The sequence below is a fragment of the Candidatus Zixiibacteriota bacterium genome (assembly GCA_040752815.1).
GTDB lineage: Bacteria > Zixibacteria > MSB-5A5 > GN15 > FEB-12 > JAGGTI01.
On the sequence record JBFMGC010000003.1, the window covers coordinates 94,364 to 106,904 of the forward strand.

Annotated in this window: 10 protein-coding genes; 6 read left to right on the forward strand and 4 right to left on the reverse strand. The window is 58.3% G+C overall.

All coding sequences use genetic code 11. The features are described from left to right. Positions 1-120: 120 nt before the first annotated feature. Together AB1772_01750 and AB1772_01755 are read right to left on the reverse strand one after the other, a co-directional pair. Positions 121-2,334, reverse strand: a complete 2,214-nt coding sequence (locus tag AB1772_01750) for a hypothetical protein (GenBank protein MEW5795062.1) — start codon at positions 2,332-2,334, stop codon at positions 121-123. Between the two features lie 54 nt (positions 2,335-2,388). Continuing rightward, entirely contained in the window at positions 2,389-2,961 is a 573-nt protein-coding gene (locus AB1772_01755; GenBank protein ID MEW5795063.1) for an AAA family ATPase, read from the reverse strand. A gap of 265 nt (positions 2,962-3,226) precedes the next feature. Between AB1772_01755 and AB1772_01760 the strand changes: the two genes are divergently transcribed. The 3 genes from AB1772_01760 to AB1772_01770 are packed head-to-tail and all read left to right on the forward strand — an operon-like array spanning position 3,227 to position 6,579. After that, positions 3,227-4,399 carry a Xaa-Pro peptidase family protein gene (locus AB1772_01760; GenBank protein MEW5795064.1) on the forward strand — a complete coding sequence of 391 codons (1,173 nt, stop codon included), beginning with the start codon at positions 3,227-3,229 and terminating at the stop codon, positions 4,397-4,399. Between the two features lie 33 nt (positions 4,400-4,432). After that, positions 4,433-4,996: an NUDIX hydrolase gene (locus AB1772_01765; GenBank protein ID MEW5795065.1), complete on the forward strand. Its 564-nt coding sequence runs from the start codon at positions 4,433-4,435 to the stop codon at positions 4,994-4,996. Then, entirely contained in the window at positions 4,993-6,579 is a 1,587-nt protein-coding gene (locus AB1772_01770; GenBank protein ID MEW5795066.1) for a lipid II flippase MurJ, read from the forward strand. The genes AB1772_01765 and AB1772_01770 overlap by 4 nt, the downstream gene beginning before the upstream one ends. Positions 6,580-6,700: 121 nt before the next feature. Here the strand turns inward: AB1772_01770 and AB1772_01775 are convergent, their stop codons facing one another. After that, positions 6,701-7,630, reverse strand: coding sequence for a D-glucuronyl C5-epimerase family protein (locus AB1772_01775; protein MEW5795067.1), 930 nt, complete (start codon positions 7,628-7,630; stop codon positions 6,701-6,703). A gap of 295 nt (positions 7,631-7,925) precedes the next feature. Between AB1772_01775 and AB1772_01780 the strand changes: the two genes are divergently transcribed. Further along, positions 7,926-8,864, forward strand: coding sequence for a hypothetical protein (locus AB1772_01780; GenBank protein ID MEW5795068.1), 939 nt, complete (start codon positions 7,926-7,928; stop codon positions 8,862-8,864). Continuing rightward, positions 8,845-9,843 carry a tRNA (adenosine(37)-N6)-threonylcarbamoyltransferase complex transferase subunit TsaD gene (tsaD, locus tag AB1772_01785; GenBank protein ID MEW5795069.1) on the forward strand — a complete coding sequence of 333 codons (999 nt, stop codon included), beginning with the start codon at positions 8,845-8,847 and terminating at the stop codon, positions 9,841-9,843. The genes AB1772_01780 and tsaD overlap by 20 nt, the downstream gene beginning before the upstream one ends. Positions 9,844-10,381: 538 nt before the next feature. On the opposite strand, the gene AB1772_01790 is transcribed toward tsaD, so the two are convergent. Continuing rightward, entirely contained in the window at positions 10,382-10,591 is a 210-nt protein-coding gene (locus AB1772_01790) for a TOBE domain-containing protein (GenBank protein ID MEW5795070.1), read from the reverse strand. A gap of 139 nt (positions 10,592-10,730) precedes the next feature. Here AB1772_01790 and AB1772_01795 point away from each other — a divergent pair, with 139 nt between their 5' ends. After that, a complete protein-coding gene (locus tag AB1772_01795; GenBank protein MEW5795071.1) occupies positions 10,731-12,479 on the forward strand; it encodes an NFACT RNA binding domain-containing protein in 1,749 nt (582 codons plus the stop codon). Positions 12,480-12,541 lie beyond the last annotated feature (62 nt).

Genomic DNA, 12,541 nt, shown 5'->3' on the forward strand with positions numbered 1-12,541 from the left:
GCGGTACTCCACATCTACAATGATGGCAGAATCGCCGGTAGGGCGCTATCGCGCGCGACCCAGGGATTCTGCCCTACGCCGCTGTCGCCACAGGCTGACGGAACCGGTCGGTTCCGTCGGCTACTTCTTCTTCACCTTGTCGCGGGACAATACCGAATGAAATTCGTTGAAGATCATCTCCTTCGGTGTAAACGCAAACGGGCCCAGTTCAAACGTGGTCTGCTGCCCTTCGATCAATTGACGAACATACACCGACTGTCCACCCTCGGATGCCACCCGGATTATCACCGGCATCTCGAATTTGGCGTCAACTTTCTCAGTACTCACCGCAGCCGTGATATAGTGGGCATCGTCCCGTTTGACGATTTGGTACTGCACGTTGTACTCTGGAATGTTCCGTCCGAACAGCCAGTGATGGAAAAACCAATCAAGCGAGTCGCCGTAGTGCTTCTCGGCCAGACGAATGAACGATTCGTTGGTGTACGGTGTCGTGTTGACCATGGTCTTGAGCTCGTTGAGAAAACGCCAGAAGGTTTGGTCGCGGTTGCCCTGGCCCTCAAGATCGTACATCATGAAACGGAGCATGTGCAGCAGCCATGAACCCTTGGAGCGGGCCAGCGCCGATTCCACCCGTCGCCCGGTTCCAAGAGGTCGGTCATTGTTCAAATCCAAAAGATCATAGATATAATCACGGCGGCGGCGCAGTTCGCCGAAGAAGATTCCCGGGTCGAGCTCATGCCACACGGCCATGAGAGACAGATAGTCCGGCACCGCTTCCATCAGCCAGTATTCGCGGTCGGTTTTGGGCTGCATGAGCGCGCCGAAGTACTGCCGCGAGGCCGCCTCGGCCGCTTCCATGAGCAGTCCGCCAGTGCCGTCGACATGGCACGTGGTCTGGGACACGCCCATCAGGCCGGGCATGGTCGGCGACGGTTCAGGGTAGATGAACTCGGCGAAGGTCGACGGTGGCGGACCGAGCCGTCCGGTCATGAAATTGAAAGCGGCGACCACAGTAGGTTCATACTGGGGCGACGGGATAAAACACTCGTAGTGCGACTTGTCAATGTGACCTGAGCGGAGGAAGTTCAACGTGATGCCGATATCGCTGACCACCGTGGCCGTGTCGAACCCGGAGGCGTACGGCTGAAACTGAAACATGCGGCAAGGCTCGGACGGCGCCGACATAAACCGGGTGCGGCCGCGCTCGGATGATTCCAGCGGTGTGACGGCCGGCATTACGTAGTTATAGCCGGTGTGAATATCGAACGTCAGCGTATGCGGCGTTGCCGCCGGGTTCTCCACAAACGGCAGCACCTGGTGGTACTTCGTGCCGTGGTAGACCACGCGAAGATCAAGCGTGTCACCGCGGCGGCGGTATTCGGGTAGTAGTATTCCCATGAAGGTAAACGAGCCGCGACGCCAGAAGTCAACCGGCTGACCCCGATAGATGATGGAATCGACGCCCAGGTTGTGGTGCAGGAAAAGGGAGACAAACCGAAGGCTGTCGGCGTTTACCAGGATTTTCAAGTCGATCGCCGCTCGATCGATATTCTTGCCGTCGAGGCCGACCATGCGCAGTTCGCCGGTGCGGTCGAGAATCGTGCTAGGATATGCGATGTCGGACATGCGGTAGTCGTCGTACACACCCAGTTCCATACGCTGCAAACTAGCGCCATCGGTCATGAAGTCGTCGCCGCCCTCGTGTTCATAAGCGACCGTCACCGGCTCAGGGCGGTTGGGATCAAACATGTAGACGTACCGGTTGAAATCAATCCAGAAGAAACCGTCGCCTTTGCGCTCGAACAATGAACGCAGCAGTTGAAAGTAGTTGTCGTATTGGTGCATGACCACCGGCTTGAAGAAGAACTCGCCCTGCTGGGACCGGTTGAAATCGGCCCAGGGGAGCACGGTCTGCTCGAACTGGAACCGCTCGCGCAGGCGGAGATCGAAGTCATCCGAGAAGTTGATGAACGCCATTTCGAACTTTTCATCCACCGCCGGCTTACGCGAGGCAAACAGCAGGGACTGACTCTCGACGTGGCTCGGCATCTCAATTCGGGCATGACCGCGTCCGATGAAAATCGCCGTGGTGGGACGACCCTCCAGCTTGCGCAGCAGATACAGCCGACCCTCCTCGAATGTGAACGTGGCTATATCCTTCTGGTACACGAACGACGAAACCTGCGCCAATTCGGCGGGCGGTCTCATGCCCAGATCGGATCCCAACTGGCCATAGCAGTCCTTGAAGCGGCGGAAAAGCTCGCTTTCGGCCAGGGCAGCGGCAGACGTCAGGAGATGGGCGGCAAGCAATAAGACAACGACTTTGGTCCTCAAGGCAGGTTCCTTTCCTGGTTGGCGGTGTCAATAGTATGTAGACGCGGCGCCGCCTTATTTGTCCATATAAAACCGTGACACAGTCGTGTATTGTACGATCTGCCGGCGGAACCGGACGTATTTATCCTCGAGTTCCCGGCAAGCCGGGATAAAGGTAAACTGCGAATGTGCCCCCCATACGTCGCGGATGGCCGCCTCGATCGCCAGCGCCTCGGCGATCGACTCACGGCGCACGTCGTCTTTCGAGTAGTAAGGCTCACCCAGCGCCGCCGCCGAGCCAAGCTGGATGATGGCCGTGTAGCGGCGGTATTCGCGCTCCAGCGACGTTTCAACCTCGGTCATCGTTTCGGGGTGAAAGGCGAACGCATCGACCGTGCCGCGATCAGTGATAAATGACTTGTCGCCGATGGCATCCTCGCGCTCGGTCTGGCGGCGGAAGATTTCGCGGTGGAGGGCGGAGCGATCATGGCGGATATCGGGCGATTCGCTCAAGATGACACGCGCCAGTTCCTCGAAGAAGACGAACCCAGCCAGTAAGTCTTCGTTCTTGAGCCGTTCGATAAACTCAGTCTTGCCGGATCCGGGCGCACCGGTGACGACGATTCGACAACTGTTGTGACTGGTCATCAGGAGTGAATCTATTGGCGTGCGCGGGGTGTGTCAAGCAGGGGCGATTGTAAGTGGCCCACCGTTTGGGTGGGATTAGTGTGACTTTCTCGGAAAGAACGATGTCGGGTTTCGCGCTCAATCGGATAATGCGCGGAACCCGACCTACAAGCCCACCTCCCACCTGCCGCGAACGACCCGTGGATTCTGCCCTACCCATGCTACCAAAACGTTTCCATTGTCCTTCGCGCACCAATCTGCTATCCTTCCGCCCTGAGGAGTGACTATGGACATCCCGAAGATTCAACAATATCTCAAAGAACACCAACTCGATGGCTGGCTATTGGCTGACTTTCACGGGCGTAACGAAATTGCGGTCCGCGCCATGGGACTATCGTCGCATCTTACGCGCCGGGCGTTCTATTTTATTCCCGCCAACGGCGAACCGATAGCACTGGTAAACCCAATAGAGCAGAGCCGCTTCACTCACGTGCCCGGCCGGGTCAAAACCTATAGAGGATATCGCGGTCTGGAGGCTGATTTGGCGAAGATACTGCGCGGGGCGAAGAGAATCGCGATGGAATACTCATCCCAGGGGCGTCTGCCCTATATCGGCCTGGTCGACGCCGGCACTATTGAACTGGTGCGAAGTTTCGGCGTGGAAACTGTCTCATCGGCCGATCTGGTTGCCGATTTCCAGGCCCGTCTCTCGCTGGCACAGGTGGATAGTCATCGCCGTGCCGCCAAATTGGTCAATCAGATCAAGGATGAAGCGTTCAAGTTCATCGCCGACGCCCTCAGTAGCGGTCGCAGCATCAACGAATACGATGTCTGCAAGTTTATCACGGACCGTTTCAAGGCGAGCGGCCTTGTCTTTGATGTTACTCCGAATTGTTCGGTCGATGCCAACGCCGGCAACCCGCATTACGAGCCCACTCAGCAATCGTCTGCGCCGATAAGAAAAGGGAATTTGATTCTAATCGACCTTTGGGCACGCTTTGACAATGCCGATGGCGTATATGCCGACATCACATGGATGGGGTTCGCCGGGACGCGCGCCGAGATACCGGCATCGCACGCGCAGCGGTTCGCGGTGGTCGTGCAAGCCCGCGATGCCGCCCTCGCGTTTTTGCGCGAGAATATCGGGAGGCGTCCTGTGCTCGGCGCCGAAGTGGACGATGCCTGCCGGGCGGTGATAGAGGCCGCCGGGCTCGGTCCGCACTTTACACACCGCACCGGGCATTCCATTACCTCAAATGTTCACGGCGACGGCCCCAATATCGACAATCTCGAAACCGAGGACGGCCGTGTGTTGCAGACCGGTCATCTGTTTTCAATTGAACCGGGGGTTTATTTCGTCGACTCCGGCTTCCGCACCGAAATCAATTGCTTAATCACCGAGAACGGTCCCGAGGTGGCCACACTGCCGCTTCAGACGGAAATTGTCGCGCTGTTCTGAGCCGTGTATATCACCGATCAAATGATTGCCGATATGACGGCGAAATACGGCCGTCCGCACCACCGGGGGTATCGTTTTGAGACTACCCGCAGGGAGCTCGAACGCATCAGGGCGTCGCAAGTCGACGGCCGCAATCATGATGTCACGCTGTATATTCGCAAGGGTGAGCAGATAGTCGTCATCGCGAAGCACATCTATCCGCCCGGGCTTTATCGGGCGCCCTCGGGCGGGCTTAAGCCGGGCGAGAGTTTCGAATCCGGCATCCACCGCGAGGTTGCCGAGGAGACCGGCTGCCGCATCAGCATAGACAAATTCCTGCTGCAAACCGCCGTGAGATTTCATCATGTGGACGACAGCGTGCCGTGGCGATCGTTTGTATTTCTTGCCGACTATCTTGACGGCGATTTCGAATACACTGACCGGCATGAAATCCGCGAGGTGCGCTTGGCGGGCTGGGCCGAGTTCGTAAGCTTCGGCCGCATCATGCGCGCCACCGAAACGGGCGGCCTGCATTACCGCGCCGCCCTGCACGAGACTGTGGCGGCACTCGTGCAGGGACCAACATCACGGCCTCCACACGGCGGGTTCGAGGCATGACCGAACGGCTGACGAAACAGACACTAGTCGCCGCAACGCTGGTGACAGTCGGCGGCAACGTGCTGGGGCGGCTTTTCGGCTACCTGCGGGAGGCAGTCACGGCCGATTATTTCGGCACCTCGGCAGCGCTCGACATCTTTCTGATCGCTTTCATCATTCCGGAAATAATGACCTTTGTCATCTTCGCGGCACTGCCGACCACCGTTATCCAGACGGTATCCGCTGTAGGGCGGCAAGAGCGGAACAGGGAGAACTCGCTTTTCTGGAACGGCTTTTATGCCATTGGCGGAATTCTGCTCCTGGTGACGTCGAGTCTGATCTTGGCGCGGCACGAGATCATCGGTTGGTCTGCCGGCGAGCTTTCGCCGGAGGCCGCCGTGTCGGCCGCGCGGCTGCTGGGCATTCTGGCGTTGGTGGTTTTGTTTCGCGGGCTCGAGGCGTATTTCCGCGCTTGGCTGTTTCACCGCAAGCATTTCGTGGCGCCGGCGCTGTCGCCTATCGTGCTCGACCTTGTGCTGATCGGGTGGATTCTGCTTGGTTATGACGCCCTCCAGATCGATACCCTTGCCTACGGCTGGTTGAGCGCGTCCGTGTTGCTGTTGGTTATGCATGTGGTCATGGCGATAAGAGTCGTTCGTCCGGGTCGGCCGGCAGGTCAGGGCGATGCGGCCATAGCGCCCCTCTTGAAAATGACGATGATAGTCGCAGCTATCGAGGCAACGTCGCTTCTGTATCCGGCCATAGATAGATTTCTCGCTGTTAGATACTTAGGCGACGGGGAAATCGCCGCGTTACGCTACGCCCTGTTTCTGGCGATGGTTCCGCCGGGAATGCTGGTAGTGACTTTCGCGGCTGCGTCGTTTCCCTGGATTGCAGACATGGCCGCCAACCAGCCGGAGCGACTGAAGTCATTCTATCAGGAGACGATTCGTCTTGTCCTTTATGTTCTCGCGCCGCTTGTGGCGGCGATGATTGTGTTTGCACCTGAGGTCGTCTCGGTGGCGTTTCGTCGGGGCGAGTTTGATCAGTATTCGGTCGGACTGACCGCCGGGCCGCTTCTGTGCTATTCGCTCGGGCTGATATTCTACGGCCTCTACTTCTACCGGATCAGGTACTATTACGCGAAGAGACTGCTCACGCAACTTGGTTTTACGCTTGGACTCACCCTCATGCTCAAACTGATTGCGTCGGTTGCACTCGTTCGATGGCTGGGCGCTAATGGCCTCGCGCTGGCGACCTCGCTTGCCTGGCTGGCGACAAGTATGATCATGACCAAAGACCTCGCTCGCCGTGCCGGACTCACGCTCGCCGATGACACGCGGCGATGGCTGTTTCGCTTGCTTGTGGCTGCCGCGGGCACGGTTCTCGTATGGCTGGCCGCCCGGCAGATATGGCCGGCGCCGCTTGCGTCCGGCCTGACTGCCCAATTCGTGTGGCTGATTGTTGTAGGCATTGTCGGACTCGCCGTATATGTAGCTTCGTCCTTCGCATTGAAGCTGCCCGAACCGACACGGCTGTTTGAGACCATTAGAAACCGGATTGAAACTCGTAGGTCGGGTTCCGAACATGAATCATTGGGGTGAGAAACCCGACAGTATTCGTAGGGCAGAATTCCTTGGTCGCTTGCGTCAGTGAGCGACCGGCAATTCTGCCATTTATAATCAACGGCAGAATCACGACGTCGAAGCGCCGTGGGATCCTGCCCTAGAAGATTGCCATCCGCCACCTCAGCTTAGCCGGCAGCGTGCGAAGCGCGTTCATCCGGCTCGACAGATAACCCCGCCAGCGATCTTCGTACTTTTTGAAAACCGGCTCCGATGTCAGCAAGTGCATCGCGGCCAGTTGATTGATGTGTAGTCGGTGATATGGCACGGTGGCGGGATTGCGCGGCGTCTCCGGAAGATGATACAGCGACCAGTAGCCGATATCATAGCGCGGCAGCCAGGCGGCCAGAGTCTTCACGCCGGCATCCCACAGTTGCTGTGCATAGGATGAGTTTTGTTGTGCCAGATCATGCAATCCCCACAGCGCATAGACGAACCCGTTGAGCACGTGGCACGCCGGGCGGCACGGGTACTCCTCGTAAAACGGTCCGGCATCGTGGTAAGTCGTCACGCCGTCGTCGGCTGTATCTCGCCCCAACGGTTCAAGCGCCCGCACGGCGGAATCGAGATAGCGAGACTCGCCGAGCACCGCGCCCACACGGCACAGAACCGACATGCCCAGTCCCTGCACCATGGCCGACCTGAACGGCACTGTCAGCCCGAACTCCTTCTTGGGAATAGTCACCATCCAGGAACCGTCGGCCTGCTGATTGGCCGCCAGCCACTCGGCGCAGATTCGGGCCCGGCTCAAGCTTTCCTCTGTTTTCGCGCGATGGTAGAGTTCCAGATGTCCCAGTGCATACATCGCCAGGTGGGTGGGGAAGACGACCGCGCCGTTGGGAATCGGCGTCAGGGGCAATCCGGACGGGTCAAACGGTCCGGGGTAGGCGGCGCGGCTGCGAAAGTCAACATAGTAGGCAAGGGGGTCGGTGCGATCATGGATGACAGTGGGTACGGCATGGTAGTAATCCCGGGACTCGACTCCGACATACTGCAGCAGGTTGGAAATGCTCCGGCGAAGATTGTGCATAAGGCATTATACGGGAGCAGGGAGGCGGCGGGAATCGAAAAGTCTTGAGAGAATAGCGGGTTGGCTTGGGCGTGAATGGCAGAATGCCGCTGCGCTTCGCCGGAGCAATTCCGCCGCAGCTTGGGGCGGCCTTGGCGGCTGTCATCGTGATGAAACCCACCGGGATGATGAGCCACCATAGGAATCATGTCGCAAAAGGAGATGCTGCTGTGGCGATTCCGGCCCGAGCGGCCTGAATCTGACCGCTCACAAATACAGTTGATTGCCCTCCTGATTTAGCTTAGAATGCCCTCTGATGAACTGGCTGTTCAAGAACTTCTGGCTCAAGATCGTCGCGTTTTGTCTCGGGCTGCTGGTGTGGCTTCATGTCGAGACCGAGAAAATCTACAACCATGTCGTAAGCCTGCCGATAAGCGAGATCACCCTCAGCGACGGTCTCGTGCTGGCGGAACCGCCCCCGGATTCTCTGGAGGTTTCGGTGCTCGCTACCGGCAAACAGTTGTTGCGCCGCCGATGGCGCAGCGAGGGCGTCCGCATTAACGCCAGCCAGTTTCGCGCCGGGCGCTTCAATATCAATCTTTCCACGCAGAACACAGCGCTGGTGCATCCGACCACCGAGGTGACGCTCCAGGAGATTTCCTCGCCTAAAGTTACCCGTCTGGAAATCGACGCGGAGTCATCAGTCAAGCTGCCGGTGGCGGCGAGGATTGAGGTATCCGCGGATGACGGTTTCGCCGTGGGTCAGCAATTGCACCTCGAGCCGGCATCGGCGTCGCTTATAGGGCCGCGATCCCGGCTGAAAGATATTGACTCGCTGCGGACAGCTCCGCGTAGACTGGGAACGCTGCGTAACCCGGTGACTATAACGCTGCCTCTCGAGCAGCCGATCGGGTACGGTTTCCGGGTCGAGCCGGATTCGGTATCGATTACCATACCGGTCTTTCCGGTAAAGACACGGGTATTCGAACGTCTACCGATTCAGATCTTCAATGCCCCGCCCAACACTGAGACACGCACGCGGCCCGATTTTGTGCGGGTCGAGCTGACCGGCCCGCCCGACGAAATCGATCGCGTCGATCCCAATGCACTGACCCTCTCCGTCGACTACCACCAGATCGGCCCCGGCAACCGCACCAGGGTTCACTTTGATTGTCCACCGGGGTTTCGTTTGAAGTCGCTGTCGATCGATTCGGTTGCGGTCGTCAGTATTCCATATGATAACGCTGGGGATTGAGACCTCTTGCGACGAAACCTCGGCGGCAGTTGTTCGCGATGGCCGCGATGTTTTGTCAAACGTGATCCTGTCACAGGCGGTGCACTCGCGGTTCGGCGGCGTGATACCGGAGGTGGCCAGCCGGGAGCATGTAAAGGCGATTGTGCCGATCTACAAGCAGGCGCTCGCGGATGCCAACGTTGCTCTTGATGATATCGGACTTGTGGCAGCGACAGTCGGCCCCGGCCTGGTGGGCCCGCTGTTAGTGGGCCTTAGTTTCGCCAAGGGGTTGGCGTACGCGCGCAAGCTGCCGTTTGTACCGGTGAACCACCTCGAGGGGCATCTCGCGGCGAACGTGCTCGAACATCGCGAACTTGACAAACACCATCTAACGCTGATTGTCTCCGGCGGCCACACGATGCTGGTAGAGGTTCTCTCTTTCGGTGAGTACAACGTGCTGGGACGGACCCGCGATGATGCCGCCGGCGAGGCGTTCGATAAGGTCGCAAAGATCATGGGGCTGGGGTATCCGGGCGGAGCGGCTCTGGACAAATTGGCCGAGACCGGAAACGCGAGACATCATCGCTTTCCCCGAGCTGTCATGAAAGATGACTACCAGTTCTCGTTTTCCGGATTGAAGACGGCAGTGGCGATCTATCTGGCAAAGCTCACACCTGAAGAACTTGAAAAAAACAAGGCCGACATTGCCGCATCGTTCCAGGAAGCGGTAGTGGATGCGCTAGTTTCAAAGACGATACTGGCTGCTCAGCACACCGGCGTGCGGCATGTGACTATATCCGGCGGCGTAGCGGCCAATAGCCGCCTTCGCACCCGGCTGCACGAGGAGGTGAAAGCGATAGGTGGGCGGATGTTTTATCCATCGTTACAGCTCTGTACCGATAATGCCGCGATGATCGCCGCGGCCGGATACTACAATTTCGAAAAGTACGGCCCCGGCGAGCTGATCGCCAACGCGATCCCGAATTTGCGGTTGGGGTAGGAGAGCCTCCCACGGCGCGCGGCGGCCGCGTGCAACCGTCAAGATGCCGGGGCCGGTACCCTGGTCAGCCTGCGGCCTGGGGCTGAACCGACTTGCTCGCCAATGCCCTCTCGTGTTACCGCCCCCGTACAAATAAACATGGCGGGGCATCCTTGCCCCGCCACGGACATCCCTGCTGAGAGGTTTTGCACGCGCTCTTCCGTAAGGACGTCAATTTTCACAGCAGCGATATTGCAGTGCCGTTGTCCGCCCAGGTGTCATACGTGAAGTCACGCCAAGCTGACCGCTGCTGTTCTCGGATTCAACAATTTTTTTGACCTTTTGATCCATGAAAGTGCGGAGGGGCGGGACCTAAAATAAGAACGGGGCCTTGCGGCCCCGTTCTCGCGATGTGGTTGGGCTGAAATGTTCCAGCAAGCCTTACTCCCTTTGGCTTTCAAGTAGTGAAACGCGCCACTACCGGCGGAAGTTCCAAAAAAAAAGAGAATTTGGCTCTATTTTTCTGAGGAGCCTCTGGCTTCACTTAACCCTTTGTATATCAATCTATTACCGGGAGTACGTGAATAGCCTTAACGATCAACTGCACCTCGTCGCCGACTTTGAGGCCCATATCGACCGCCGAGTCGGTGGTCAGCACCGAGGCCATTTGGGCCGGGCCGATGACGTCGAATTTGGCCGGGGTCATAATATCGCAGGTCTTGATCGACTTGACTCTCGCCTTGATCTGATTTCGAGCACCGTATTTCATCGTAGCTCCTTTTGCCGGCGGTTAACTGTGTTGCTTCAGAGGCAATTTGCAGGTTAGCGACAAGGCTGAGAAAGCGCCAGTTCAAACAGCCACGTCATCTGTCGCGTAGACCTGCCCGAAAGCACGAGAATGCTGTTCCGTGCGGTCCAACGACCCGCTGCCCTTGAATCTTGTCGCCAGTTCCGGACAGGTCTATATTCGCCCGATGCAAACCGCGCTTCATATCGCCGCGCTCGTAGCCGAGTTGAAAGCGGAACTCGAAGGCGGGCGGATTGTCGCCACCGAGTTCTACAAAAAGCTGCGGACCGCCCTTTTTGTCGTTCAGCGCGGGCGGGAACGCCACGGGCTGGCTTTGGTCTATCATCCGGCCGGATCAGGGTGTTTCTGTGTGCCGGTGTCGAAGATCAAACTGGATACGACCGAGAAGCCCTGGCCGATTTTCGGACTCGACAACGCCGAAGTCACCGGTATAGTCCAGCCGCACCTCGATCGCATATTCGAAATGAAGGTCACACGCGACGGCGTACCCTGTCGCATACTGTTTGAGGCGCTCGGTCCGAACGGTAATGTCTGGCTGCTCGACCAAAGCGGCGGCAAGTCAGCGACGCTGCGTAATCGCAAGTTCACTCCGGGTGAAGTCTACCAGGCTCCGGAGACCGGAGATCGTATCGGCCCATACGATATCAGCGGTGATGGTCTTCTGGCGAGAATGCGGCAGGAAAGCAATCGCTCGGCAGTGGCCGTTCTCAAGGGCGTGCTGCTTGGTTTCAACGATACTCTGGCGCGGGAGGCGCTCGTGCGCGCGAGGATACATTCGCCTGATTCCGTCGCCATTACCGCCGAGCAAGCTGATGCGCTCGCGAAGGCGATCACACAGGTCGCCTCGCGTTTCGAGGTGGGGCACGCAGGTTATCTATACACTTTCAAGGGCGGAATCGAAGTTTACCCCTTCCGGTTAGAATCGACCGATATCGAACCCGAGAAGTTCAGGACGCTTTCGTTGGCGACTATGGAGATGGTCAATCGCCGTCAGACGGTAGTCAGCGAGGTATCCGAGGAACAGCGCCTGCTGAAAGCGGTCAGCGGAGCGATCAAGCGTCACGAGAGACTGGTGCACAATATAGAACTCGATATCGCCAAAGCGGCCGACTACGGGAAGTACAAGCGGATCGGCGAGCTGCTTCAGCTTCACCGCGATAGGCTCAGGAAGGGATTGAAGACGATATCCGTCGAGGACATCCTCGATCCTCACCGGCCCACCGTGCACATCGACCTGGATCCGGCTGCCGGCCCGCAGGAGAACATCGATGAGTACTTCCGCCGGCACCGCAAGGGGCGCGAAGGGCTGGACCTTCTGAGAAGGCGGGGGGAAATCGCCGGCCAGGAGCTCGAGGCGCTGCGCAAAATGCTGACTGAACTGGAGACTGATTTTGAGTCGGCACAAAAGCAGTACCATGCCGAGCTTCAGTCGCTGCTTCCTCGCGAGGCGCCCAAGCGTGAGACCCAGCCGAGACTGCCCTACCGCGAAGCCAGGCTGTCCACGGGGCTGACAATCTATATCGGCCGCGACGGGGCCGACAACGATCGGACAACGTTCGACTTTGCCAAACCTTACGAACTCTGGTTCCACACGCAGCAGTGTCCGGGCTCGCATGTGGTGATGAAATACCCGAACAAATCTTTTGCCCCGTCAAAACGGGAGATCGAGGAAACCGCCGCGATTGCCGCCTGGCACAGCAAGGCCCGCCATGACAGCCTGGTCGCCGTCGCCTATACCGAGAGACGCTACGTGAGAAAACCGCGCAATGCCAAGCCGGGACTGGTGACAGTCGAACGGGAGAAATCGGTCATGGTGGTTCCGCAAAAGGAGCACACTTCCGGAAAGTAGACGGTGGGGGAGTACTATGTCCTATCGATCCGGGTTCCCGCCAGACATAATCGCCCGACTTA